Origin of the sequence: Shewanella sp. HL-SH5 (assembly GCF_051163755.1) — a bacterium.
GTDB classification, from domain to species: domain Bacteria; phylum Pseudomonadota; class Gammaproteobacteria; order Enterobacterales; family Shewanellaceae; genus Shewanella; species Shewanella glacialimarina.
In genome coordinates this window covers 3,766,019-3,792,387 of record NZ_CP195038.1, presented here as the reverse complement: position 1 = coordinate 3,792,387, position 26,369 = coordinate 3,766,019, and the positions used below count along the sequence as shown (strand labels likewise).

The following is a 26,369-nucleotide window of genomic DNA, read 5'->3' as shown; positions in this document are numbered from 1 at the left end:
ACAATAATAACAATGAAATCGATTAACTATATCACCCCTCTGTTGGCATTAAGTTTGATGGCATGTCAAACCACCAATCGTCCAGATCCAACTGAATCAAAACAATCAATTAATGAGTCATTAACGCAAGCGCAAGCGCCCAAATTGGTTATGCCTCCTCCTGCTGCCATGCCCGCTGATGTGCAACGTGAGCTTAATGGTCAAAACAGTATTGGCGCTTCAATGCCGCCGCTTCCAGCAGAGCGTCGATTTGATGTTTCAGCGCATGAGGTTGATGCAAGAGTCTTTTTTCCTTCATTAGTTGAAGGTACGCCACTCAGTGTTGCTGTGCACCCCGAAGTACAAGGTAGTATTTCACTGTCTTTAAAGAGTGTCACTTTAGCCGAAGCAATCCAGGTTGTTGAAGACATTTATGGCTATGAGGTGAGTCGAGAAGGCCGGATATTACGTGTTTTCCCTTCTGGAATGCGTACAGAGACCTTCTCATTGAATTACTTATATATGGAACGTGAGGGGTTATCGTTAACTTCAGTCAGTTCAGGTCGTATTTCTGATAACGACAATAGTTCAAATTCGAGTAATAACAGTAATTCTAATTCAGGTAACAACAGTAGCTCGAGTAACAACAGTAATAACGACAGTAGTAATAGTAATAGCAGCGATAATACAAATGGTACATTTATCCGTTCCAGAACTAAAACTGATTTTTGGGGTGAACTAAAAGAAACGCTAACCGCTATTATCGGGGAAACTGGCGGCGGACGCCAAGTGGTTGTAACTCCGCAGGCTGGCTTAGTGACGATTCGTGCATTTCCGAATGAGTTACGCCAAGTACGCTATTTTATCGAAAAAGCAGAAACTCATTTACATCGTCAGGTGATTTTAGAAGCTAAAATTATTGAAGTGACCTTATCTGATGGTTATCAGCAGGGTATTCAATGGGAAAATGTCATGGGTCATGTTGGCAGTACTAACATTGATTTTGGCACAGGTGCAGGTCAGGGATTAAGTAATGCTATTACCAGTGTAGTTGGTGGCGTGACCTCAATTAATGTCAAAGGTACTGATTTTGCTGCGATGATTAGCCTGTTAGATACACAAGGTGACGTCAATGTGCTATCAAGCCCAAGGGTGACCGCTTCTAATAACCAAAAAGCTGTTATAAAAGTGGGTAGTGATGAGTATTTTGTCACCGATGTGTCATCAACCACTGTTGCAGGCACCACACCAGTGACCACTCCACAGGTTGAATTAACGCCTTTCTTTTCTGGCATTGCGTTAGATGTCACTCCGCAAATTGATGATGATGGCAATGTGTTATTACATGTCCACCCATCAGTTATAGATGTGAAAGAGCAAACTAAATTAATTAAAATCAGTGATTCCACCTTAGAATTACCTCTAGCACAAAGCGAAATTCGCGAATCTGACACTGTGATTAAAGCGGCATCGGGCGATGTGGTGGTTATTGGTGGTTTGATGAAGAGCGATAATATCGAAATTGTGTCTAAAGTGCCGCTATTGGGAGATATTCCCTTTATAGGTGAAGCATTTACAAATCGCAGCAGTTCAACCAGAAAAACCGAATTAATTATTATGCTAAAACCTACCGTGGTGGGTGATGATACCTGGGCAAATGAGCTAAAACGTTCGCAGGATCTCATTGAGCGTTGGTATCCGACTCAGCAGTAACCTTTGGCTGATCAGGAATTAGCAGTTATGTATTTGCAACACTTTGGTTTACGGCAGTTACCTTTCACATTGACGCCGAATACCGGATTCTTTTTTGGACTAACGCCACATGTTGAAGCGTTGCAAGTGCTGCAAATGGCGCTGGAAACAGGTGAAGGGTTTATTAAGGTTACAGGGGAAGTTGGCACTGGCAAAACCTTAGTTTGTCGCAAGTTATTGAATGAATTACCTTCGCAGTTTCAATGTGCTTATATTCCGAACCCTTACTTAACCCCAGCTGAGTTACGTTGGGCGGTGGCGGCAGATTTAGGTATTGATGTCGCCGAAAAACTTGATCAACAGCAATTGACCCGGTTGATACATGAAAAGCTATTAGCACTGAGCGAGCAAGGTTTTCAAGTTGTGTTAGTGATTGATGAAGCACAAGCTTTACCGGATGAAAGCTTGGAGGCACTGCGATTATTTACCAACCTTGAAACCGAAAGCCGTAAGTTATTGCAAGTGGTGTTATTTGGTCAGCAGGAGCTTGATGACAGATTAAATCAGGCTAATTTACGCCAGCTAAGACAGCGGATTACGTTTAGTTATCATTTACGGCCATTAAATTGGGATGAGGTTCAAGCCTATATGAACCATCGTCTCACGATAGCAGGCTACCAAGGTCTGGCCACTTTTACCGTTAAAGAATCAAAGTTAATCGCCTCCGGCGCACGCGGGATCCCTCGGTTGGTGAATATACTCGCCCATAAAACGTTATTACTTGCTTATGGAGAAGGGGCTACCAAAGTCACCTTGGCACATTGTAAAGCGGCAATTAACGATACCGAAGATGCCAATAAGAGTATTGTGTCCTCATCACAATTATTTACCCTTAAACCAGTACTCGTTTTCATCGGGGTGGCGTTAAGTGTTTTGGTTGGATTACATTTCAGTTCGATTTCATGTTGCGGTCATTGGCTGGCACGAATAAGTGGGTGGTTATGAGCGTAATCAATAAAATGCTGCAAGATTTAGAGCAGCGTCAGCAGAATGCGACTAGTGCAGATACTGCACCAGCAAGCCAATTTGTGCGTCCTCAAGTAGAGTTTAACAGTCAGGTTGAACAACCAAAAAAAACACGTTTAGGATTATTAGTGCTGGCATTGACTATTCCTATGGCGTGGTTTGGGTATAGTTTACTTCAGCAAGGTGAGCAGCTTGAGGATGCGGCAGAATTTTTGCCTGAAATATCGACTAACAATACCAGTTTACCCGAACAATCACTTATTTCTTCAACTGTATCACCAGTGATAACATCGGATAACCAGCAAGTTGAAGACACTAGCCAAAAGCAGGATATGTCGGACGAACAATTAACCCAACTTGCGTTATCTACAGAGCTTGGTAATGACTCCGCCAGCCATTTTATTGCAGCAGAAATTTTAGATGGGCAAAATATCGAGCTGCAACCAGCTGAAGCTACTATGGCCAAGCAAGATGCCCAGTTATCAGAGTTAGCACCGCAATCCGATACTTTGGAGCAGCAAGATACAGTCAATGTTACTGCCAGCTCAGATATTGTACAAGCTACCGCGATAACAACCGAGAGTGAAGCACCTGCAGTGGCTAGCTCTGCGCAGGCTAACTCGACTATACAAGCTCAAATACAACAAACATCGCAACAGCAACAATCACCGCAGCAAAAGGCCAGTAATAGACCAGTAAGTCAGCAAGCTGTGGCGAGTAATATGAAGGTAACTGAAGTCAATCTGACCAAGGCGCAATTAGCTAAGGTGTTATTTCAAAAGGCGCAAACGGCAGAAAAAGAAAAACGCTTAAGTGATGCATCAAGCGGGTATTTGGAAGCGATAATACTCGACCCTAGCTTACATGCGGCGCGCAAACAGTTAGTGAGTATTTATTACGCTCAAAATAATGCTAATACCGCGATTAGATTACTTGAAAGCGGCGTAGGTATGTTTCCGTCACACTGGGAATTTTATTTAATCAAAGCCAATATTGAAAACGCTTTGCAAGAATATCGCGCCGCTCTGCAATCATTGAGCTACATTGATGATAGTAGTCACTTTGTTAAAGATAAGTGGGTATTTCAAGGTGAAGTAGCCCAAAAAATAGGTCAATATAGTTTGGCTGAGTCTGCTTACCGCTCGCTGTTAACCCTTGAGTCAACACAGGCTCGGTGGTGGATGGGATTAGCCTATGCATTAGATTCTCAGCAGCAATATGTCAAAGCGGCCGAAGCTTATCGGTCTGCATTAAGCTATCCAGGATTATCGAATACTGCGATTGAATTTGTTGAGCAGCGTTTAGCGCAGCTAGGAGAAAACCAATGAAACCTAAGTTAAAGATGCGTTTAGGTGATCTTTTAGTCCAAGAACACATTATTTCGGAAGCTGAACTTCAACAAGCGTTAGCAGAGCAACGTAGTTCCGGTAAAAAACTCGGCCGTACCTTAATTGATTTAAAAAGTATTAGTGAAACGCAATTACTGCAGTTTTTATCACAGCAATTAAACTTACCCTTTTTAGATATTAGTCGCCTGCCGATTACCCCTGAAGTGGTTAATATTCTTCCAGAAGTACAGGCGCGTCGACATCGTGCACTTGTGGTTGAGAGCAACCACGATAGTGTCTTAGTGGCAATGAGTGACCCTGCAGACCTTCAAGCAATCGATAATTTGGAAATTCTTGTTGCACCTAAACAACTAAGAATTGCGGTAGCACCTGAACAGCAGCTGTTAGACGCGTTTGATAATTTATATCGTCGTACAGATCAAATTGCGCAAATTGCCGGTAAATTAGATGAAGAATATGCCGCTGACGACATGTTCGATTTGGCAAATTTAACCCAAGGTGACAGCGATAACGAAACAACAGTTGTTAAGTTACTGCAATCAATATTTGAAGATGCAGTGCAAATGCGCGCCTCAGATATTCATATTGAACCGGGTGAAAAAGTACTGCGTATTCGCCAGCGTGTTGATGGACAACTGCACGAAAATATTTTAAATGAAGTCAATATTGCTTCCGCTTTAGTGTTGCGCTTAAAGCTGATGGCAGGGCTAGATATTTCTGAAAAACGTTTGCCGCAGGATGGTCGATTCCACATGGAAATTAAGGGGCATAAGATTGATGTTCGTATGTCGACTATGCCCATTTATCATGGTGAGTCAGTCGTAATGCGTCTACTTGATCAAACAGCAGGTTTACGCACACTAGATGAAACCGGGATGCCGCCACACATTGTTGCCCGTATTCGTAAACAAATTAAACGCCCCCATGGCATGTTGTTGGTAACAGGCCCAACAGGTAGCGGTAAAACCACCACTTTGTACGGTATTTTAAGAGAGCTAAATACAGCCGACCGTAAAATTATTACAGTAGAAGACCCGGTGGAATATCAATTACCGCGCATTAACCAGGTGCAGGTGAATCATAAGATTGGTTTAGATTTCTCTAACGTGCTTCGTACCACCTTACGTCAAGACCCTGACATTATAATGGTGGGCGAGATGCGTGACCAAGAAACCGTTGAAATTGGTTTGCGAGGCGCATTAACCGGTCACTTTGTATTATCGACTTTGCATACCAATGATGCGGTCACCAGCGCATTACGTTTGCTCGATATGGGCGCGGCTAGTTATTTAGTTGCCAGTGCTTTAAGAGTGATCATTGCCCAGCGTCTTGTGCGCAGAGTGTGCCATAATTGCAGTGTCGATTATCAATTAACCCCAGCTGATACCAGTTGGTTGAAAAGTGTTTCTAAAGAAGATTTTTCACAGGCCACCTTTAAAGTAGGGACGGGCTGTCAAACATGTAGCGGTTCAGGTTACCGTGGTCGTATCGGTATTTTTGAAATACTAGAACTTGATGAGAACATGATTGATGCCATGCGTACAGGTAATCCGCAGGATTTCGCCCGCGCAGCATTAAAAAGCCCTAATTTTGTTCCTTTGGCTAAATCCGCGATGGAATACTTATTTCAGGGCACTACGACTATGGAAGAGGTGTCCAAGTTGGTTGAAGATGTCAGTGAATCTTCAATTGCGTTATCACAAGATGTTATAAACCAACAAACGGCTGAGGCGTAATTATGCCCACTTATCATTATCGAGGTAGAAATGCGCAAGGTCAGTCAGTGACGGCGCAACTGGAGTCAGCGGATGAAAACTCAGCCGCGGACGCCTTGATGAGCCGTGGCATTATTCCGTTAGAACTAAGAGTGGTAAAACCTCAAAAGACATTCTCTATTACTAGCTTGTTTGGCAGTAAAGTGTCATTGGAAGAGTTACAAATTTTTTCACGGCAAATGTACTCGCTGACTCGGTCTGGTATTCCTATTTTAAGGGCAATAGCAGGGCTGTCGGAAACCACTCATTCAGTGCGGATGAAACAAGCATTGGATGATATATCATCGCAGTTAACCGCTGGTAGACCTTTGTCTTCTGCGATGAATCAACATCAAGATGTATTCGATTCTTTATTTATTTCAATGGTTCATGTTGGTGAGAATACCGGTAAGCTAGAAGATGCTTTTATTCAATTATCTGGTTATATCGAACGTGAGCAGGAAACTCGTCGTCGAATAAAATCGGCTATGCGCTACCCCATGTTTGTGTTAATTGCGATCGCTATTGCTATGGTAATACTTAATATCATGGTTATCCCTAAGTTTGCTGATATGTTTTCACGCTTTGGTGCCGAACTCCCCTGGGCAACTAAAATTTTAATGGCAACCTCTAGTCTATTTGTGAATTTTTGGCCACATATGATAGTCGGCTTAATTGGCATAATCGTGGGTATTCGTTATTGGTTGCACAGTGAAAAAGGCGAGAAGCAGTGGGATAAATGGAAGTTACATATTCCTGCCGTAGGTTCAATCATTGAGCGTTCGACACTGGCGCGTTATTGCCGCAGTTTTTCGATGATGTTAAGTGCAGGTGTACCAATGACACAAGCGCTCAGTCTCGTTGCAGATGCGGTAGATAATGCTTACATGCATGACAAAATTGTAGGTATGCGACGAGGAATAGAGTCTGGCGAATCCATGCTTAGAGTGTCGAATCAAAGTAAGTTGTTTACACCATTAGTGCTGCAAATGGTTGCCGTTGGTGAAGAAACTGGACAGATTGACCAACTATTAACTGACGCTGCTGATTTTTATGAGGGCGAGGTTGATTACGATTTAAAAAATCTCACCGCTAAACTAGAACCTATATTAATTGGCTTTGTTGCTTGTATCGTATTGATCCTCGCCTTAGGTATTTACCTCCCTATGTGGGATATGCTCAATGTGGTTAAAGGCTAGATTATCAATGACCTCAATAGGTGAGGAACATTTATGCTGAAACAACAAAAGGCTGATGATGACTTACTGAAAATCTATGGTCGTATAGTAGCAATAAGCATATTTTTATTAGTTTTGGCTGTTTTAGGAATTAAATATTTTAACGCCATGCCTGCTATTGCTGGTAAAAGCTTAGCCCTTGAGCATACGCGTTTTCTTAATATCACCACAATGATAAAAAGCCAGTGGCTATCAAGCGGTAGACCGAAACAACTACTGCTTAACTGGCCAAGCATGGCACCCAAGGCACCCAAGGCACCCAAGGCACCCGACAATAAAAGTGCTATAGCATCTGCTAAAGTTTCACCGCAACGTGTAGTAGATACGTTAGGCAATCAGTTTGTTGCAACAGATAATTGGATTAGCCTGTCCGATAAAGGATGGCCGGTGATCGACAGTTTAGATGTTCCAGGATGTAAACGTTTATGGTATCAATTATTAGCGACTCAATTAACCGACATTGAGGTGAGCTATGATGCTAATGATAAAATATGTCGATATACCGCGGAAGATTCCGCTAATATCAATTATCAATTTACCTCTGGACAAGTGCTTTTTTTTCAAAAAGTAGCTATAGAAAGTAAATAAATTTTAGCAAGTTGCAATAAGCTGCTAATATCAGTGGAGATATCGTCATTTTAGTGTAATGCTAAGGTGTAGATAAATCGATGGGACAATTGAAAGAGTGTATAACTTATGAAGTTGAATCAAAAAGGCTTTTCATTAATCGAGTTGGTCATTGTTATTGTGATCCTTGGGTTGCTTGCGGCAACCGCTATTCCGCGTTTTTTAAACGTGACAGAAGATGCTGAAAATGCCAGTGTTGATGGTGTGTCGGGTGGCTTAGCGACTGCGGTTGGTTTTGTGAGAGCACAATGGGAAGTCGATGGTCGTCGTAATACGTCGGTTATTTTAGACGGTACCAGTGTATCTTTAGATACTCGTTTTGGTTTCCCCACAGGAACAACCAATACTGACGTGACCTCTATGACAGATGCAACCTGCCAGGAAGTATTTAATCGCGTATTGCAAAGTGCACCGCGTAATGTACTGTATACAGCAGACGCAAGAGATCAGCGCTATACGGTTAGAGCATTAGACAATGTCGGCGGTTCGGCTACAGGGATAAACGGCACTAGTGTGGCCGGTATTGATTTATGCGTTTATCACCAAATAGCATCTTTGACGATAAATCAGACCACAGGTATAGCCACTCCCGCTCCTGACTTAAGCACAGCTGGCGCAAAAGGCGTGACATATAATCCAGGCACAGGACAGGTATTGTCGTTTACCAACAACTAATTTTTAATTTGGCTGTTAAGTTATATTAGACAATAACAGCTAAACAGACATGAATTTATTTTATTTATTTTGAGAGGCTTACTATGCAAAAATTAATGCAAAAACAACAGGGTTTTACCCTAATCGAATTAGTGGTCGTGATTATTATTTTAGGTATTTTAGCGGTTACTGCTGCGCCTAAGTTCATTAACTTGCAAGGTGATGCACGAGTGTCAGCACTAGCGGGCATGAAAGCAGCTATTCAAGGTGGCAATACTTTAGTTTATTCAAAAGCAGCTTTATCTGGAAAAGAAAAAGCCGCTAACCAAACGGTGACTATCGGTGGCACAACAGCGGTACCCGTTACGATAACTACTCAGTATGGCTATACTAATGCACTTCAGGTTGATTTACAGAAAGCATTAGACGTTGTGTTTGACGCGGGTGCCGATGGCGCACCAACGGCGACAACTGGAACAGCTGAATGGATTATTAAAGCGAACGCTGGTACGCCTAAAACCGTTGAAATTTGGCAGAAAGGTGCTCCAGCTGCATGTAAGCTTACTTACACAGAAGCAAGTGCGACTACATTGCCTACTTATGTTATTAGCGCTGCAGCAGCTGATTGCTAAATAACATAGAGTTTAATAAAAAAGCCTGCATTTTTGCAGGCTTTTTTACACCTGTCATTCGGGTAGCGCAAAGGTGAACGATCGTGGCGGTTCAGCTGGATGCTATTGAAAAAATGCCTACTAATCATCTTACAGACGACTTACTATTAACCTTTACTAAAAGTGAGCTAGAAAAGGGTAAAAAAACTTCTTTACTCATGCCAATACTAAGTTGCCATGAGCCACTTAACTAGCTTCGGTACCTTTTTGTAATCGATTTACTATCAAAGATGGTTTGTGCATCCACTTATAAATAGGCAGACAAATACTTAAAAAATTTGCCATACTATCAAGTGCTAATTGCTATTTTTTTGCTGAATTTATCGAAAGGGCAATATGGATTTAAATCGTTCAACATCAAGACTAAACGGCTTTACTTTAGTCGAGCTTGTGACCACGATAATACTGATTGGTATTGTCTCGGTTGTGGTGTTGCCGCGATTTTTTTCAAGTTCGAGTTTTAGTGCATACACGTTACGCAATGAATTCATTTCAGAGCTTCGCCAAGCTCAATTAAGGGCACTGAATAACACCGACCGATGCTATGAGGTTAATGTCACTGCAACGGGTTATCAGTTACGCCATTATAGTGCTCGCGCAGGCAATAGCTGCGCTACTCTTATTCGCAGTGAGGCAATACAAGGCTTTAATGGCGGCGCTTCCATCAGTTTAGTCGTATCCGCTAGTCAGTCATTTAACATCACTTTTGATAGTTTAGGTCGAATGTTATCACCCAGTTGTACTGGTGCGTGTTTCAATATTAATGCTGATGACATTTTAAACGTGGCTGTTGAGTCTGAGGGTTATATTTATGCTTTATAACTCAAGTCGTTTAAGCCAGTTGTTACCGTGTTTAGCACGCTCACACCTAAAGTCGCTTAATCGGCCTAACACGGGCTTTTCACTGATTGAATTAGTGGTGGGAATGTTAGTGATCAGCATCGCCATTGTGATGATGACATCGATGTTTTTCCCCCAGGCTGACAGATCCGTTGAGTCACTGCACCGGATGCGCTCTGCTGAATTAGCCCATTCTGTAATGAATGAGATTTGGGGTAAACGCTATGATCAACAAACCAACCCCAATGGTGGTGTGCCTGCGTGTAATAGTCCTTTAGGGTTAACATGCTCAGTCACATTAGGACCAAACGGTGAGACTCGTGACAATTATAATGATGTAGATGATTATAATGGATTGAATATCAATTCATTGATGTTTAACTCAAACAAAACCTATGCAGCTGTTTATATTAATTTTGGTCTGAGTGTTGAGGTGAAGTACGTTGATGCCACCACTCAGGCTGCTAAGCTGATTTCGGTCAATGTCACTACGCCCAGTAATGAAGTGATCACTTACCAAGCCGTAAGGAGTAATTACTGATGCGAGTGATTACTCAATCTAAATGGGCTAAACAAGCCGCTTTTACGCTTGTAGAAATGGTCATGGTTATTCTTATTTTAGGCATAATTGTGGTTGGTGTTAGCAGCTTTGTCATTTTTGGCACGCGTATTTTTGTTGAATCGAGTGCGGTAGACCAAGTGCTAAGCCAAAGTCGTTTTGGGGTCGAGCGGATGACTCGAGAGATACGCAGCGCACTGCCTAATTCAACCCGTTTACTAACAGCAGCAGATGGCAGCTACCAGTGTATAGAATTTGTTCCTGTTACTGCCAGTACATCCTACGTTAATGCACCAATCGCACCGGCTGCAACAAGTAATATACTGAGTGCAATTGTGATTAATCAAACCATTTTAGCAGGGCAATGGGCGACTATTTATCCGCTAACCGCAAGTGAAATTTATAATCCAACCGGCAGTACCGCAAAACGATTTCTAATATCAAATGTTAGCACCAGTGGCGATCAAGTTGACTTAACCTTTGGCGCATCAATTCGATTTACTGAAGCTTCGCCATTAAAGCGGCTTTATCTAACCGCGCAACCTGTGAGCTATTGTGTTGAAAACCAACCTAATGGCACCTCAGATTTAACCCGTTACGCTAATTATGGTTATCAAAACAGTCAGCCAGCCCCGACAGCAATGGCTAACAGGGTGATTATGGCGCAAAATATTATCAACAGTTTATTAATTGAGCCCGCCATAATCTTAACACCATCCAGTTTGGTGACTAATGCGATTGTGCATATTGAACCTAGGTTTAGTGTCAATGGTGAGTCATTTAAATATCAGCATCAGGTACAGGTGATCAATGTTCCTTAAATTGTCGATAAAATCACACCAACAAGGCAGCGCATTAGTGATTGGTATTTTTGTGCTAATAGTGATGTTTTTGCTCGCGGCAAGTTTACTGCGCATTGTTGATGATTCTGATGCCTCTATTTCTATGGAAGTATGGGGCGCACGGGCACTTAATAGTGCGAACAGTGGTGCCGATGCTGCGTTAGCACAACTGTTTCCTTTAAATGGCGCAACTGCATTATGCACCAATGTGAGTTCAACCTGGACACCTCCTGCTAATGCGGTTGGATTTCATGGCTGCAGTGTCACCATTACCTGCAATAGCGCGACAGTCAGTTCCCTTACTCAGTACCGTATTAGCAGTAAGGCCGTGTGTGAAACCGGAGCCTGTGGTGCTAACAGCAGTACTGACTGTTTAAGAGTGCAAAGGCAAGTAGAGGTAGAAGCCCGTGGGAATTAAATTGATATCGCGTGTTCTTAGCTGTATTGGCGTGCTAACGGCGTTATTTACAACGACCGTATTTGCATTTGATGCTATTGATGAATCAGTGACCTGGCCTACAGTGGCACAAGGGCATCATCAAAACAGCAGTAATAGTTGCAATCAGATTTCTAACCCACAGCTTTCTATGCAGGGAGGCTCGCGCATAAATGGTACTTTGGGCGCAGATCTGGCTTATTGTTCTAATAATAGTGGTTCAGGCTTACCTAATGATAGCTGCGATACCGCCTCTGGAGGCGATCGTTTTTGCACAGTCACAGGCAGTGATACTCGAGGTTTGAGCTTAAATGGCAATGATGCCTTTAAAACCAGCAATGGTGCCGATGGTGGTGTAGGGTTCTGTACTGCAAATCAAAATATTAGTTTGGGTAATACGGGCCAAAATCAATTCAGTTCAATTGCATTATATTCAGCCTGTACTGTTACCCTCTCTTCAACCCAGCAAGAGTATCGATTTCAGTCTATAGAGGCTGGAAGTGGTGCTAAGTTGGTTTTCCCTGCTGGGGACTACTGGATAAATTCTTTAACATTAAATCAAAATGCACAGATAGTATTGCAGGGAAATGCGCGCATTTTTATTGGTAATAACATTCAATTAAACGGCGCTAAAATTAACGAAACCAATACTCATTCGTTACAGTTAGTTGCCTATAAAAACCTGAGTTTAACTTCTGGAGCGATTATTGGTGGGCGTGTTTATAGTGATGAAACCTTAACTATTGATAATAACTCAATTATTAATGGTCGGGTTACATCGCGATATTTAACTATTAACTCAAATGGCCAAATTAATGATGCTTCAGTGGCTGTGCCTTTTCATATTCAATATGGCAAAGCAACCACAACTAGCATTACTTTTACCACTGCCTTTCCAACGGGGGTTAAGCCCTTGGTGTTTCTAATGCCAACGGTTTCAACCAGTAATAGTAATAATGATGGTCCCGCGTCAGCATTACTTGGTAATGTGACCGCACAAGGTTTTACCTGGTTAAAGCAAGAGCCTGAATCACCCACCAATCAATATATTCCTTCTAATAATATGCCTGAGGTGCATTGGATAGCCGTGACCCCTGGTAATTATGATTTACCTAATGGCACTAAGCTTATAGCCGGTTCAGTTAATTATAATCAAGCATTGTTCGGGTCTAACTCACCTTATACGCCCGTTACGCTGCCTGCTAGCCAGGATGTATTGCTGAATCAAATTCAAACCCGCAATAACAATTGTTGGTTTACTAGTACCTCACAATTTACCTCGACGGGTATTGAACTGGCATTAGACACTTCTGAAGTAAGAGATAATAGCGCTCGATGCCAACCGGGTGGTTTGAATAATAGCCAAATTCAGAATGAGACCATTGGTTATTTATCATTAAAATCAGGCAGCGGAGCAATGGTGCTCGCAGGTGAAAATACCAATTACCATTTCGGTAAGTCTCAGACGTTTAATGTTGGCGGCGTACAAGATCTGAATTATCAATGTGGCTACACAACACCGTTAATCGGATTCACTGTTCCCCCTGTATTAGTTGCAGGCAAAAATAGCCGTAATGGGGGGGATGGCGGTTGGTTACGTCGTTGTCAATTAACTAATAGCCTGGTCAGTATGGTTGATGATGAGGATACTTATCGAGATACCGACAGGAGTCACATTTTTGAAAATTATAGCTTTGTTGCCATTGAGCGCTTAACCAAAGTGAGACAATGTTTTACCGACGACTTTCAGCGCAGCAGTGTGGGCAATGACTGGGTTGTGTCAAATAGTGGTGGTGGTTTTACCCCTTCTATTGTGAACAATCGCTTGCGGGTAACTCAGGCGGCCGGTAATCAAGCCACCTCTTCAACCTATCAACGCTTATTTCCAGCAGCAAATAATCTCGTTGAAATTGAATTTTATCACTATGCCTATGGCGGTAGTGGCGCCGATGGTATCGCATTTGTGCTTTCGGATGCCGCGGTTACCCCACAGGCAGGTGCTTACGGCGGTCCGTTGGGTTATGGTGCTAGATCAAACGTCAATGGTTTTGCTGGTGGCTGGTTAGGTTTTGGTATTGATGAATACGGTAACTTTTCAACGGAAGGCGGGCCAAGTGGCCCGGGAAGAAGGCGTCAGTCTGTCGCCGTTCGAGGTTCCGGGGCTGGCACGGTAGGTTATCCTTACTTACGCGGCTCTTGTAATAATGGCACCACTAATACGGGGGGAAGCTGTCTTAGTCCAACGGTGGATAATAATAATGTGACTCCAGCACACAGGTATCGCATTACCATTGATTCAAAAATAGCCGGCCAATCGATTGTTAAAGTTGAGCGTAATAGTGGTAGTGGATTCATTGAAGTTGTCCCTGCTTTTAATGCCGCGGCTATTAGCACTCAAGCGGCCATTCCTGCTGATTTTTTATTGTCATTAACCGGCTCAACTGGTGGTGCGACTAACAACCATGAAATAGACAACGTCGAAATTTGTGCACTGGATTCAAGGCCGATTGGGGTGGTGATTGATCATTTTGAATTTACCCACAGTGGCAGCGGGTTAACCTGTGGCCCTGAAACATTAACCCTTAAAGCCTGTGCCAATGCTGATTGTAGTCAAACTGTGCCAGATTTTGTTACCGCCACGCTAAGCCCTGCAACGGTCACAGGCGGAGGAGGCTGGGTTGGTGGTAATGTTGTCAGTTTTAGTGGCGGCGCTACTACACTGCAATTGAATCGCAATACTGTAGGCACAGTGGTGGTTGATGTAACTGGCTCAACACCTGGTGCTAAACCTTTCAGTCAGACCTTATGCCGTATTGCTGGAAGTGCTGCATCTGCTGCTAATTGCACGCTAACCTTTGGTGATAGTGGTTTTATTTTTGATGTGCCCGATAAGTTAGCCAACAAACCTGCGCCAGATATAGTGGTTAGTGCGGTTAAAAAGAGTGATATTACCAAGCAATGTATTCCAAGTTTTGCCAATGTGTCTAAAAATGTCGCTTTTTGGAGCACTTATACCAGTCCCTCAGTACCCATTAATGGTCAAAGTGTGTCAGTAAATGGTACCAGTGTGGGTAAAACAAGCGCGACTGCAACCAATATAGCACTTGCATTTGATGCCTTAGGCAAGGCGAAAATTGCGGTGAATTATCCTGATGCGGGCCAGCTTCAACTCGATGCGAGATATACAGGCACGGGTAATGAACAAGGGTTAATTATGTTAGGTAATGATCCCTTTGTGAGTTTTCCGGTAGGTTTATGTATTACGCCGCAGGATATAGGTGCCCAATGTGTAGCAGGAAATAGCACTTGTAATGTGTATAAAAAAGCCGGGGAATCATTTAACTTACTCATTCAAGGTAAAGCTTGGCAAATTGATGGTGATACTAATTACTGTGACAATCTCAATACCCCTAATTATGCCCACAGCAATATTACATTAGGCCGTAGTATAGTTGCGCCTTCAGGTGGCGAGCTTGGGACTGTTTCTAACGTAAGTTATGCTCAAGTGGCCCAAACAACCAACACTAGTATTGTGCCTCAATCAATAAGTGAAGTTGGGGTGTTTACATTCACGGCTAAACCGCCTACTAATTATTTAGGCTCCAGCTTTTATGATATTCCCTTAGCACAATCACCAAATATTGGCCGCTTTGTACCAGATAGATTTGTGGTGAGCGGTGTAAGTGTATTACCAGCCTGTGGCGTGTTTAGTTATATGGACCAGCCTTTCCCATTGTCGATGAATCTTACGGCTTACAATATATTTTCGAGTGTGACGAAAAATTATCAAGCAGCCTTTGCGAAAGGGACTGCTCAGTTAGTGGGCGAAAATAGTAATAATGGTACTGAGCTGTCAAACCGCCTCAGTAGCCTACCTGTCAATGCGGCGTCATGGGTTGCCGGTGTGGCTTCGGTCGATGCAAGTTATCGAGCCAAATTTGCTCGCACAACGGCGCCTAATGTTGATGGGCCTTTTAGCGTGTTAGATATCGGCGTGAAGGTTTTTGATAATGACACTAATATTGCGTTTGTCGCCGATCCAGACATGCGCGCAGACACAGCGGGCAATTGCACTACGCCATCAAATACTTGCAGTGCCAAACGCATCACTACTCAGGATTTACGTCATGGCAGGGTCACTATGGATAATACCTATGGACCTGAAAATGAAATATTACGCATGCCAACCTATGCACAATATTGGAACGGCAGTCAGTGGGTTGTCAATGTTGGCGATAGTTGCAGCGTAATTAATGGCAGCTTATCTGGAGCAGAAATTTATACTCCGACTAAGGTTGCAGGTCAAACGGTAACAAGAACAAATAATAGTACTAATATTTCTGTAGGGAAGATGACCTTGTTCTGGCAAAATACAGGTACGAATAATTATCGTGGTCAAGTGCAAGCACCTGCGCAAGTTGATAGTTGGCTGCAATGGTATTGGAATTACGACACGAGTTCGATCAATTTATTGGTTAACCCCCAGGCAAGTGCTTTTTTTGGTCGTTATCGAGGCCATGATAGAATTATTTACTGGGAAGAAGTAAGGCAATAATGACGATTTATGTGCTAATTCACTTTTTCACTGGACCATTTAGCCTATTTAAGGGCTCTTTTTAAAAAAATATAGTCAGATTAGCAATTGTTAACCCTCACGGTCTTGTGGATTGTGGGTGTGATTGATAAAGTTAGCTGATTTTTTTCTTCTGACTTCACAGAATACAGGCCTGATACATGTTCAAAAAGCTGCGCGGCATTTTTTCTAACGACCTATCGATCGATTTAGGTACGGCAAACACTCTTATTTATGTTCGCGATGAAGGTATCGTGTTAAACGAACCCTCAGTAGTTGCTATTCGTGGTGAGCGAAACGGTAACGGGCCAAAATCAGTGGCAGCAGTCGGAACCGAAGCAAAACAAATGCTTGGCCGAACACCTGGCAATATTCAAGCTATTCGCCCAATGAAAGATGGCGTAATTGCAGATTTTTATGTGACAGAAAAAATGTTGCAGCACTTTATCAAACAAGTGCATAACAATAGCTTTTTCCGCCCAAGTCCTCGCGTATTAGTTTGTGTGCCAGTTGGTGCTACGCAAGTTGAACGTCGTGCGATACGTGAATCGGCAATGGGTGCAGGTGCTCGTGAGGTTTACTTAATTGAAGAACCTATGGCTGCTGCAATTGGTGCTGGTTTACCAGTATCTGAAGCAACCGGTTCTATGGTTGTCGATATCGGTGGTGGTACTACTGAAGTGGCAATCATTTCGTTAAATGGTGTGGTGTATTCATCATCGGTTCGTATCGGTGGTGACAAGTTTGATGATGCCATTATCAATTATGTTCGTCGTAATTATGGCTCGTTAATTGGTGAAGCTACCGCAGAGCGTATTAAGCATTCTATTGGTACTGCTTACCCAGGTGATGAAGTGCTTGAAATTGAAGTGCGTGGTCGTAACTTGGCCGAAGGTGTTCCAAGAAGCTTTACGTTGAACAGCAACGAGATTTTAGAAGCATTGCAAGAGCCATTATCAGGTATTGTTAGTGCTGTTATGGTTGCCCTTGAGCAATCTCCTCCTGAATTAGCGTCTGATATTTCAGAGCGCGGTATGGTACTAACAGGTGGCGGCGCATTACTTCGTGATTTAGATCGCTTATTAATGCAAGAAACCGGCATTCCAGTCATGGTAGCGGATGATCCACTGACGTGTGTTGCGCGTGGCGGTGGTAAAGCGTTAGAAATGATCGATATGCATGGTGGCGATTTGTTCTCTGAAGAGAACTAATCAACCCCTCATTAAGCGGCGAAGTGTGTTAGCTTTTGGCTATTGGCAAGAAGGACTATTTGGCTTTGCCGCCTAATTTTTTATGAAACCAATTTTTGTTCGTGGTATTTCACACCAATTCCGTCTCACACTGGCTATTATTTTGTCGGTGGTATTATTTGTTGCCAACGATCGCCTTGAGCCTGTTCGCCAATCCCTTTCTTCCTTATTAAGTCCATTACAATATTTAGCTAATGTCCCTGGTTTGATGCTTGATTGGACTGCTGAAGCCTTGGCGACGCGTAATATGCTGGCGGTACAAAATAAAACGCTAATGGATCAGCAGTTATTAATGTCAGAGCGTTTACAACGTTTTGAGCATTTACGCCAAGAAAATGTCCGCTTAAGAGCACTTTTAGGGTCACCAGTACATATGGAATCCCGCAAAGTGGTTGCAGAAGTGATGGAAGTGGCTAGCGACCCATTTCGTCAGTTAGTTGTTCTCAATCATGGTCAACGTACCGGTGTGTTTGTGGGTCAGCCAGTGGTTGATGCAAAAGGTGTTGTGGGTCAGGTCATTGAGGTCAGTGAATTAACCAGTCGAGTGTTATTGGTTTCAGATGCTAGCCATGGTATTCCGGTGCGTGTAACCCGCAATGATGTGCGTGCTATTGCAAATGGTACAGGTGAGATTGATCAAGTTGAGTTACGGCACGTAGCAAAAAGCACTGATGTTATTGCTGGTGACTTATTAGTGACTTCTGGCCTAGGTAATCGTTTTCCTGAAGGCTACCCTGTTGCTAGGGTGACATCTGTGTCACGGGACGATGGCCAAAGTTATGCTGTTATAAATGCCCAACCTTTGGCTGCTTTAGACCGTATTCGCTATGTGTTATTGATTTGGCCCGGTGAAGCAGATGATAAGCCTTTTTGGCCTATTTTACCGGCCGTAGAGCAGACTGATAACAATAACACTGTCGAACCAAAGATTGATTCAGGCGTTGCAATCGAGCCCACTCCCGATAGCGCGACGCAGCAAGTGCCATCAAGCGAAATGCAGCCGAATCAAGTGCAACAAATTCAAACACAAGCTATTCCTGTGCAATCAACCCCAGCACAGCCAATTCAAACACAATCAACTCAAACACAGTCAACCACAGAGGTGAGACAATGAGCGCTCACATCCCCAATGGCCGTTTGGTGGTTTGGATTACATTATTTATTGGCATGATGTTCCAGATTATGCCATTGCCCCATGTGGTTGCTGCATGGCGTCCTGATTGGCTGTTGATGGTGATGATATACTGGGCAATGGCATTGCCGCACCGTTATAGTATTTTGACGGCCTGGGTATTAGGCGTGCTATTAGACGTATTACTTGGCGCCACATTAGGGATAAGAGGGCTAGCTTTCGCACTCATAACTTATGTTGTTGTGATGCATTTTCAACGCTTACGTAATTTTCCCCGTTGGCAACAAACACTGCTGATTGCAATGTTTATTTGTATCTATCATTTTGTTATTTATTGGGCCGAATATGTGCTCGTTGGCAAAACGCCTTTCAAAACCGATATGTTTTTACCTGCATTTTCAAGCGTACTAATTTGGTGGTGGGTATTTTGGATACTGAGAAATATTCGCCGTAGGTATAAAGTACGTTAGTTGCTTAACATCAGTGAAATTGATTTATTGATACTATAGCTGCTCATCAGGGGCTGATTTTAAAGAGAGTGTAATTCAAATGACTTGGGTTTTAGCTTCCACTTCACCTAGACGAAAACAGCTGTTTGCCCAGGCCGGATTTTCAATTGCTGACTTTTCCTTTGAGCAGGTGTCCCCTGATATTGATGAAACGCCATTAGCGAACGAGTCTGCTGCTGATTATGTGGTTCGTCTTGCGTTAGAAAAAGCGCAAGCTGGATTGTTATTAGTGCCAACGCTAACAGATGCCAAGGTGTTAGGATCAGATACTTCAGTAGTGCTTGAAGGCAAAATTTTGGGTAAACCGCAAAATGCTGCTGATGCGAAACATATTTTGCGTCAATTGTCAGGTCATACCCACCAGGTGATGACAGGTGTCGCCATGACTGATGGTACACATGCGTATAGCCGACTTTGTGTTACCGATGTGACCTTTTGTCATATTACCGATGACGAAATTGACACTTATATAGCCACTCAAGAACCAATGGATAAAGCCGGTGCTTACGGTATTCAGGCGCTTGGAGGTTGTTTTGTTGAGACGATTAAAGGCAGTTATTCTGCCGTTGTCGGCTTGCCGTTAGTAGAAACACGACAATTAATGCAGCTAATGGCTCAACCGTGAATACAGAAATAACACACAAATCATTTTAATTTTCATGTTAGCTCTTTACTCATCATTTAATTGAACAAGAGCAAGCATGTGACCTGAATACTGGTGGCTTATGAATATCAAAGCACAGCGTAAGAAAGGATCGGAATTACTGATAAATGTCACACCTACAGAGGCGCGCGTAGCTTTAATTGAACATGGTGTGTTACAAGAAGTGCATATTGAGCGTCGGATGAAACGAGGCCTGGTTGGTAATATCTATAAAGGTAAAATCAGCCGAGTTTTACCCGGCATGCAGGCTGCTTTTGTGGATATTGGCTTAGATAAAGCCGCATTTTTACATGCCTCAGACATAGTGCCGCACACAGAATGTGTCGCCGATGTTGAAAAAGGCCACTTTGTCGTGCGTGATATTGCCGAACTTGTCCGCCAGGGGCAAGATATTATGGTGCAAGTGGTAAAAGACCCGCTTGGCACAAAAGGCGCTCGTTTAACCACAGATATCACCTTACCGTCTCGCTACTTAGTCTTTATGCCAGGTTCAAGCCATGTGGGTGTATCACAACGGATTGAGCTTGAAGATGAACGCGCCCGTCTGAAAAATATTACCTTACCTTATGTTGATGAAGATGGTGGTTTTATTATTCGCACCGCCGCGGAAAATATAGGTGAAGACGAACTGGCACAAGATGCGGCTTTTTTACGTCGGGTGTGGGCTAAAGTCAGTGAGCGACGTAAGCGCAAAGGGGCTTGTTTACTTTACCAAGACTTAGCTTTACCGGTGCGCATTATTCGTGATTTTGTTGGCACTGATCTTGACAATATTAAAGTCGACTCTCGACGTACTTTTGCTGAGCTACAGCAATTTGCGCAGGAGTTTATGCCTGAAATCGCGCAAAAGATTGAGCTTTATGAAGGTCCTGCGCCCATTTTTGAACTGTACGATGTTGAAAATGAAATTCAGCGAGCGCTAGGCCGTAAGGTTGAGCTTAAATCCGGCGGGTATTTGATTATCGATCAAACCGAAGCTATGACCACCGTTGATATTAATACCGGTGCATTTGTTGGCCATCGAAATCTTGAAGAAACCATTTTCAATACCAATCTTGAAGCCACTCAAGCGATTGCTAAACAACTGAGGTTACGTAACCTAGGTGGTATTATCATTATCGACTTTATTGATATGCTCAGTAGCGAACACCAGGCGCGGGTATTAGAAAGTTTAAATGCCGCACTCGCGTTAGACAGAGTAAAAACCAGTGTCAGTGGCTTTTCAGGACTTGGGCTGGTGGAAATGACCCGCAAGCGAACCCGCGAGAGCTTAGAGCATGTCGTGTGTGGTGAGTGCCCAGCCTGTTTAGGTACAGGTTCTATGAAGACAGTAGAAACCGTCTCTTATGAAATTTTCAGAGAAATCATTCGTCTCAATCGTGCATACAAAGCAGATGAGTTTTTATTGTATTGTTCACCTGCGGTTTATATGAGCTTTAGTGGTGATGAAAGTCATTTATTGGCTGAGCTTGAGGTATATATAGGTAAACGTATTCGTCTGCAAAATGAAACCCTGTACACTCAAAATAAATATGATGTGGTGATGATGTAGTGTGGTTACCACGTCTGACAGCTATTGGGCGCACCAGCTTACAAGTACTCGCTATTTTGCTAGTACTTTTTGCGCTTGGGGTCAGTCTTATTCGTGGCTTGTTACCCCATATTCCAGAAGTTCGCCAAGAAATACTGGTTTATGTGGAAAAAAACTATGGGGTAAAGCTGCAGCTGGAGGGATTGTCAGCCAAATGGCAAGCCTATGGCCCAGCGTTAACTGTTACTAATCTGGTGTTACCACCGCAAGATAATCTACCGATAACCTTAGTCAGTGAACAGGTCAATATCAAACTCGATTTTTGGCAATCATTACTGACGTTATCGCCTCAAATAGAAACGGTCAGTTTTGATAAGGTACGTATCGCAATCGATGTCGATAAATTATCCAATCAAAGCGGGTCACCAACACCCATAGCCAATATGGATTGGCTGTATGCTTTTTTACTCGAACAATTAAACCATTTTTCTATTAATGATGTTTCGGTACAACTGAACAGTTCTTTGCATCAATTTCGGCCTATTTTTGTTGATAACTTAGTTTGGCTCAATCAAGGTGAAGATCACCGGGGCGAGGGGAGCTTATTTGTTGATGATCAAGCATCTGATAAAGAGTCGTTATCATTACAAATTGCATTACAAGGTAATGGCTATCAGCCTGAATCGATAAAGGGTGATATTTATATTGCCGCCGCAGCACTCGATATTGGTGAGTGGGCCTCAAGGCGCATTAATCCCCAAAATGATGTAAATAGTATCAGTTTTCAAGGTGTTGTTAATTTTGAAGCCTGGTTCAGTTTCGCCGAACGTAATATTCAAGATGGTCAGTTAATATTTCAACCAAGCTGGTTAGAATGGGATGATAAACGCCCTAAAACCGGCGGGATTTTTGACACCAGTTTCGATGTCATATCGAATACAAAACCTGATAAAGAAGCAGAAATAACACAAAATGCAGTAAATGCAGTAAATGCAGTCGATGCTCGCAATACACAGCGTTTCGATATCAAAAATGGTCAATTAACCTGGCAAAACACCCCTGAAGGATGGCAGATTCAAAGTCATCAGTTAGCTATTGAGTCAAATCAACAAACCTGGCCTGAACTGAGTTTATCGCTGGCGTATCATAACGCGCAATTATTTGGTCAACTGAATAAAATTAACTTAAATAATCTTGCCCCGTTATTACCGCTAATCCCCAGCGTAGGCCATGATGATGTGCAGCTGTGGCGGGATATTAATGTACAAGGCGATATCGGCCCCATAAAGCTTTATAAAGCTAAAGATAAACCTTGGGCGGCATCAGCCAGCTTAAGTCAGTTAACATGGCAAGCATTTGAACAGTTACCAGGTCTAAGTCCCGTTGATTTACATTTATCCTGGGCAAATAACATCTTACAGGCAGATCTGCCAGAGCAAGATTACAATATAGATTTTGCAGGCGGTTTTAATCAACCTTTACAGTTAACAGGCCAAACATTATCGGTTAGTTTTGATCTTAAAGACATGCGACTCACTGCGCCTGATATTGCCTTTTATAATGATGACATTCGTTTGCAGGCAGCGCTTAATCTTCATCTTGGCGATAATCCTTATATGGCGTTAGCGGCTAATCTTGATATTACCGATGTGGCTAAAGCCAGTGATTATTTTCCTTTAATGGCGATGTCGCCTAGTCTTGTCGAGTATTTAGACAGCGGCTTACAGGCAGGGCATATTGAACAGGCGAATGTACTGTGGCGAGGCGCTTTTAATCGTTATCCCTATGTTGATTTTGATGGGGTATTTCAAGCTGAGTTCAATATTAACCAAGCCGAGTTTAAGTTTCAGCCAGATTGGCCTGCGGTAAAACAGCTAGATTTATATGCTTTTTTTGAAAATAAGCTAATGGATCTCACCATTAACTCAGGCAAGTTAGGCCAGGTGGCTGTTGATGGCACCAAAGTGTGGATCCCTGAGCTAGGCGCTAAGTCTTTGTTGCGAGTTGATGCTGATTTATGGATGGATGCACAAGCGGCAGCGCAAGTTATTAACGCCTCACCACTTAAATCGAGCGTGGGCTCAACCCTTGCTGTGGTGCAGGTTAAACAAAACCTGAATACGTTGTTAGATCTGTCGATTCCGTTATTTAAAGGCGAAAATCCGTTAATTAAAGGCACCGTTCGTTTCGAAAATAATCCGGTGTTTATTAGCCAGCCAGGTGTTAATTTAACGCAAGTCAATGGTGATTTAAGTTTTGAAAATAACTTGGTCACAGGAAAAAACCTAAAAGCTAAACTATTTGGTCAGCCGCTGCAATTTAGCTTTGCCACTAAAGAAAAAGGCCGTCAGCTAGCGTTAGATGTCGACTTTAACGGGCGTGTGGATATTGCCTCTTTACCGGCATCTTTTAATCATCCTCTGAGCGATTACTACCAAGGTGCTCTCGATTGGACAGGCCAGTTAATGATGATGTTTGGCGATCAAGGCTATAGTTTGCGCGCCCAAGCAGAAACAGACCTTCAAGGGGTAAGTGTGTCGTTACCCGCTCCCTTTGCTAAAACCGTTGAGCAGTCGCAAAAATTGTCTGCGGACATTATGGGTGACAACAAACAAATTACAGTCGATGTTAAGCTGAGCGACCAAGCTGAATTTTGGGGTGGCCTAGGGGATAAAGACGGTAACGCTTTGCAGTTTTATGACTTAATGTTAGGGCGAAACTTTAAGTTTGGTGACACATTGAGCCAGCAAGATGGCGTTATTCATATTGACCTTAAGCAAGCCAATCTAACCGAATGGTTGCCCATTATTCGCGGTTTTACTGCATCGGCAGCAGAAACTGTTGTCAGCGCCAACCCAGAGCCATTGGTTGCATCAAAGTCGACGTTTCCTGCTTTAAAACAAATTAATGCCAGTATTGGTCAGTTCAATTTACTGGCGCAAAACTTTGAACAGCTAAAACTGACAGCCAGTCCCATCGATGAGGTCTGGCGATTTAATGTCAACTCGACACAGTTTGAAGGGCGAGTTGATTTTTATAAAAACTGGCGGGAGCAAGGGCTTAAAATTGTGGCCGACAAGCTGCACTTAGCACCCGTTGTAAAAGACAGCCAAGATGCAGAATACAGCCCCGACACTCTGCTTGATAGTTTGCCGCCGCTGGCTATTGATGTTGATGACTTTACAGTCTTTGATATGCAATTTGGTCATCTGCAAATGCAAGCCAATCCTTATGATCAAGGATATCGTTTTCAAACGGTGTCATTAACGCACCCAGTATCTAATATTAGTTTACAGGCCAAAGGCGCATGGACCAAAAATAGCATCGGCACTATGACTCAATTTGATGTTAAATTGAATGCCGATAAGTTTGATGATTTATCAGCATTGTTAGGCATTAATCCTGGCTTGCAAGATGCACCTTTAGGGTTTATGGGTGATTTTTCATGGCAAGGTGCGCCCTATAACTTTTCGCTTGAAACCTTAAATGGCAAAATTAAATTTGATATGGGTAAAGGGCATTTGTCGGAAATAAGTGATAAAGGGGCGAGAATATTTTCACTTTTCAGCTTAGATTCTATTTTACGCAAACTGTCATTTGATTTTTCAGACGTGTTTGGTTCAGGTTTATATTTTAATAGCTTTAAGGGTAACTTAGACATCAAAGATGGCGTGGTTAAAACCACCGACACAGAAATGGATGCCGTGGCGGGCAATATGAAAGTGCGCGGTTATACAGATTTAACCACTCAAAGCCTAAATTACGACATCCGCTTTATGCCTCAATTAGCATCCAGTGTGCCAACCGTGGTATTTTTAAGTACTAGCGCCTGGACATTAGGTATTGGTGCATTTGCACTGACGAAGGTATTGGAGCCAGTGATTGAGATTATTTCTGAAATCAGATTTCGCTTAAAAGGCACCATGGATAACCCTGAACTCCAAGAGTTAGAGCGCAAAAGCAAAGAGATTGTTATTCCAGAGTCGATATTACGTGAGAATGGTATTTTTCCGGGCGCTGAAGATGTGACTGCCGATGGCAAAGGCACACAAGAGCCATTATCAAAGGGTAAAGCTAATAGTACAGCGCCTCAAGCGCCAGCCACAAAAGACGCTGAAACTAAATCAGAAAACGAAACCGGTGATAAACCATTAACCGCCCCCAGTGTTAATGCCAGTAATCTGCGATATTTGAAAAGGGACAGTTATGCAAATCAGTTTGTTACAATGTCAAAGCAGTCGAGACGTTCAGGCCAATCTGGCTTTTATCAACGCGCAGCTTAACCTATTACCTCGACAACCTTCACAACCGCAATTAGTGGTTTTACCTGAATGCAGTTTGTTATTTGGCGGTCATGAGTCACAGCAATTACAATACGCAGGCACTGATGACAACGGTGAGCTTAAACAAGCATTAGCCGATTTAGCACAAAAGCATCAGGTTTATATGGTCGCTGGGACGATTCCAATGCGTGCCGATGACCATAGGGTTTATAGCCGCAGTTATTTATTCAATGATAGTGGTGAAACCTTAGGCTCATACGATAAGCTGCACTTATTTGATGTAGAGGTTGCCGACGGCACTAAGACCTATCGTGAAAGTGACACCTTCCATCCAGGTTCCCGTATTACGGTTGTTGATACTCCTTTTGGCAAGGTTGGCCTAGCGATTTGTTACGACATTCGCTTCCCTGATGTGTTTCGTGCACTGCGCTTAGCCGGAGCTGATATTATTGCATTACCTTCGGCCTTCACTAAAGTGACCGGAGCTGCGCATTGGCAAGTATTGTTACAGGCCAGGGCAATTGAAACCCAATGCTACCTACTTGGCGCAGGGCAATGGGGGCAACATAATGAAGGTAGCCGAGAAACCTGGGGACACAGCATGATTGTTGACCCCTGGGGGAAAGTGATTGCCGAACTACCCGAAGGGTTAGGTTGGGTTCAAGCCGAGATAGATTTAAAACAAGTAACAGAAATTCGCCAACAAATGCCTGTGTTAGGGCATAATCGTTTTATTGCTCCCGCGCTGGCTAAATAGAAG

20 protein-coding genes are annotated in these 26,369 nt (G+C 43.0%); all 20 read left to right on the top strand.

Going from position 1 to position 26,369, the window contains the following annotated elements; genetic code table 11:
- Positions 1-12 precede the first annotated feature (12 nt).
- The 20 genes from mshL (at position 13) to ACRWQM_RS16465 (ending at position 26,366) form a co-directional block, all read left to right on the top strand.
- Positions 13-1,692: a pilus (MSHA type) biogenesis protein MshL gene (gene mshL, locus ACRWQM_RS16560; protein WP_226411713.1), complete on the top strand. Its 1,680-nt coding sequence runs from the start codon at positions 13-15 to the stop codon at positions 1,690-1,692.
- Positions 1,693-1,719: 27 nt separating this feature from the next.
- A complete protein-coding gene (locus ACRWQM_RS16555) occupies positions 1,720-2,676 on the top strand; it encodes an ExeA family protein (RefSeq protein WP_434932050.1) in 957 nt (318 codons plus the stop codon).
- Complete coding sequence (locus ACRWQM_RS16550; RefSeq protein ID WP_434930677.1) at positions 2,673-4,025, top strand: tetratricopeptide repeat protein; 1,353 nt, start codon at positions 2,673-2,675, stop codon at positions 4,023-4,025. The genes ACRWQM_RS16555 and ACRWQM_RS16550 overlap by 4 nt, the downstream gene beginning before the upstream one ends.
- Positions 4,022-5,782, top strand: coding sequence for a GspE/PulE family protein (locus ACRWQM_RS16545; RefSeq protein ID WP_434927942.1), 1,761 nt, complete (start codon positions 4,022-4,024; stop codon positions 5,780-5,782). The genes ACRWQM_RS16550 and ACRWQM_RS16545 overlap by 4 nt, the downstream gene beginning before the upstream one ends.
- Positions 5,783-5,784: 2 nt before the next feature.
- The gene (locus ACRWQM_RS16540) at positions 5,785-6,999 is read left to right on the top strand and encodes a type II secretion system F family protein (protein WP_434927943.1); all 1,215 of its coding nucleotides are present in this window, start codon (positions 5,785-5,787) and stop codon (positions 6,997-6,999) included.
- Positions 7,000-7,032: 33 nt separating this feature from the next.
- Entirely contained in the window at positions 7,033-7,626 is a 594-nt protein-coding gene (locus ACRWQM_RS16535; protein ID WP_434930676.1) for a hypothetical protein, read from the top strand.
- Positions 7,627-7,734: 108 nt separating this feature from the next.
- Positions 7,735-8,340, top strand: coding sequence for a pilin (locus tag ACRWQM_RS16530; RefSeq protein WP_434930675.1), 606 nt, complete (start codon positions 7,735-7,737; stop codon positions 8,338-8,340).
- A gap of 95 nt (positions 8,341-8,435) precedes the next feature.
- A complete protein-coding gene (locus tag ACRWQM_RS16525) occupies positions 8,436-8,951 on the top strand; it encodes a type II secretion system protein (protein WP_434928914.1) in 516 nt (171 codons plus the stop codon).
- Between the two features lie 375 nt (positions 8,952-9,326).
- A complete protein-coding gene (locus ACRWQM_RS16520) occupies positions 9,327-9,812 on the top strand; it encodes a type II secretion system protein (protein WP_434930674.1) in 486 nt (161 codons plus the stop codon).
- The gene (locus tag ACRWQM_RS16515) at positions 9,802-10,371 is read left to right on the top strand and encodes a type IV pilus modification PilV family protein (RefSeq protein WP_434930673.1); all 570 of its coding nucleotides are present in this window, start codon (positions 9,802-9,804) and stop codon (positions 10,369-10,371) included. The genes ACRWQM_RS16520 and ACRWQM_RS16515 overlap by 11 nt, the downstream gene beginning before the upstream one ends.
- On the top strand, positions 10,371-11,210 hold the full coding sequence (locus tag ACRWQM_RS16510) for a PilW family protein (RefSeq protein ID WP_434930672.1): 840 nt from the start codon (positions 10,371-10,373) through the stop codon (positions 11,208-11,210). The genes ACRWQM_RS16515 and ACRWQM_RS16510 overlap by 1 nt, the downstream gene beginning before the upstream one ends.
- Positions 11,200-11,649, top strand: a complete 450-nt coding sequence (locus ACRWQM_RS16505) for an MSHA biogenesis protein MshP (protein WP_434930671.1) — start codon at positions 11,200-11,202, stop codon at positions 11,647-11,649. The genes ACRWQM_RS16510 and ACRWQM_RS16505 overlap by 11 nt, the downstream gene beginning before the upstream one ends.
- A complete protein-coding gene (locus ACRWQM_RS16500) occupies positions 11,639-16,222 on the top strand; it encodes a DUF6701 domain-containing protein (RefSeq protein WP_434930670.1) in 4,584 nt (1,527 codons plus the stop codon). Before ACRWQM_RS16505 ends, ACRWQM_RS16500 begins: the two co-directional genes overlap by 11 nt.
- 179 nt (positions 16,223-16,401) lie before the next feature.
- The gene (locus ACRWQM_RS16495; RefSeq protein WP_188842525.1) at positions 16,402-17,451 is read left to right on the top strand and encodes a rod shape-determining protein; all 1,050 of its coding nucleotides are present in this window, start codon (positions 16,402-16,404) and stop codon (positions 17,449-17,451) included.
- 82 nt (positions 17,452-17,533) lie between these two features.
- Positions 17,534-18,604 (top strand): rod shape-determining protein MreC, encoded by a 1,071-nt coding sequence (gene mreC, locus ACRWQM_RS16490; RefSeq protein WP_434930669.1) that lies wholly within the window; start codon positions 17,534-17,536, stop codon positions 18,602-18,604.
- The gene (gene mreD, locus ACRWQM_RS16485) at positions 18,601-19,092 is read left to right on the top strand and encodes a rod shape-determining protein MreD (RefSeq protein ID WP_226411689.1); all 492 of its coding nucleotides are present in this window, start codon (positions 18,601-18,603) and stop codon (positions 19,090-19,092) included. The genes mreC and mreD overlap by 4 nt, the downstream gene beginning before the upstream one ends.
- A 79-nt stretch (positions 19,093-19,171) precedes the next feature.
- Complete coding sequence (locus ACRWQM_RS16480; RefSeq protein WP_434927955.1) at positions 19,172-19,756, top strand: Maf family protein; 585 nt, start codon at positions 19,172-19,174, stop codon at positions 19,754-19,756.
- Between the two features lie 100 nt (positions 19,757-19,856).
- Positions 19,857-21,347 (top strand): ribonuclease G, encoded by a 1,491-nt coding sequence (gene rng / locus ACRWQM_RS16475; RefSeq protein ID WP_226411685.1) that lies wholly within the window; start codon positions 19,857-19,859, stop codon positions 21,345-21,347.
- A complete protein-coding gene (locus ACRWQM_RS16470) occupies positions 21,347-25,609 on the top strand; it encodes a YhdP family protein (RefSeq protein ID WP_434930668.1) in 4,263 nt (1,420 codons plus the stop codon). Before rng ends, ACRWQM_RS16470 begins: the two co-directional genes overlap by 1 nt.
- Positions 25,533-26,366, top strand: coding sequence for a carbon-nitrogen hydrolase family protein (locus ACRWQM_RS16465; protein ID WP_434927959.1), 834 nt, complete (start codon positions 25,533-25,535; stop codon positions 26,364-26,366). The genes ACRWQM_RS16470 and ACRWQM_RS16465 overlap by 77 nt, the downstream gene beginning before the upstream one ends.
- Positions 26,367-26,369: the final 3 nt, after the last annotated feature.

Bases quoted from the DNA above. Each gene is read 5' to 3' on its own strand.
- mshL (WP_226411713.1), top strand. From the start codon at position 13: ATGAAATCGATTAACTATATCACCCCTCTGTTGGCATTAAGTTTGATG.
- ACRWQM_RS16555 (WP_434932050.1), top strand. From the start codon at position 1,720: ATGTATTTGCAACACTTTGGTTTACGGCAGTTACCTTTCACATTGACG.
- ACRWQM_RS16550 (WP_434930677.1), top strand. From the start codon at position 2,673: ATGAGCGTAATCAATAAAATGCTGCAAGATTTAGAGCAGCGTCAGCAG.
- ACRWQM_RS16545 (WP_434927942.1), top strand. From the start codon at position 4,022: ATGAAACCTAAGTTAAAGATGCGTTTAGGTGATCTTTTAGTCCAAGAA.
- ACRWQM_RS16540 (WP_434927943.1), top strand. From the start codon at position 5,785: ATGCCCACTTATCATTATCGAGGTAGAAATGCGCAAGGTCAGTCAGTG.
- ACRWQM_RS16535 (WP_434930676.1), top strand. From the start codon at position 7,033: ATGCTGAAACAACAAAAGGCTGATGATGACTTACTGAAAATCTATGGT.
- ACRWQM_RS16530 (WP_434930675.1), top strand. From the start codon at position 7,735: ATGAAGTTGAATCAAAAAGGCTTTTCATTAATCGAGTTGGTCATTGTT.
- ACRWQM_RS16525 (WP_434928914.1), top strand. From the start codon at position 8,436: ATGCAAAAACAACAGGGTTTTACCCTAATCGAATTAGTGGTCGTGATT.
- ACRWQM_RS16520 (WP_434930674.1), top strand. From the start codon at position 9,327: ATGGATTTAAATCGTTCAACATCAAGACTAAACGGCTTTACTTTAGTC.
- ACRWQM_RS16515 (WP_434930673.1), top strand. From the start codon at position 9,802: ATGCTTTATAACTCAAGTCGTTTAAGCCAGTTGTTACCGTGTTTAGCA.
- ACRWQM_RS16510 (WP_434930672.1), top strand. From the start codon at position 10,371: ATGCGAGTGATTACTCAATCTAAATGGGCTAAACAAGCCGCTTTTACG.
- ACRWQM_RS16505 (WP_434930671.1), top strand. From the start codon at position 11,200: ATGTTCCTTAAATTGTCGATAAAATCACACCAACAAGGCAGCGCATTA.
- ACRWQM_RS16495 (WP_188842525.1), top strand. From the start codon at position 16,402: ATGTTCAAAAAGCTGCGCGGCATTTTTTCTAACGACCTATCGATCGAT.
- mreC (WP_434930669.1), top strand. From the start codon at position 17,534: ATGAAACCAATTTTTGTTCGTGGTATTTCACACCAATTCCGTCTCACA.
- mreD (WP_226411689.1), top strand. From the start codon at position 18,601: ATGAGCGCTCACATCCCCAATGGCCGTTTGGTGGTTTGGATTACATTA.
- ACRWQM_RS16480 (WP_434927955.1), top strand. From the start codon at position 19,172: ATGACTTGGGTTTTAGCTTCCACTTCACCTAGACGAAAACAGCTGTTT.
- rng (WP_226411685.1), top strand. From the start codon at position 19,857: ATGAATATCAAAGCACAGCGTAAGAAAGGATCGGAATTACTGATAAAT.
- ACRWQM_RS16465 (WP_434927959.1), top strand. From the start codon at position 25,533: ATGCAAATCAGTTTGTTACAATGTCAAAGCAGTCGAGACGTTCAGGCC.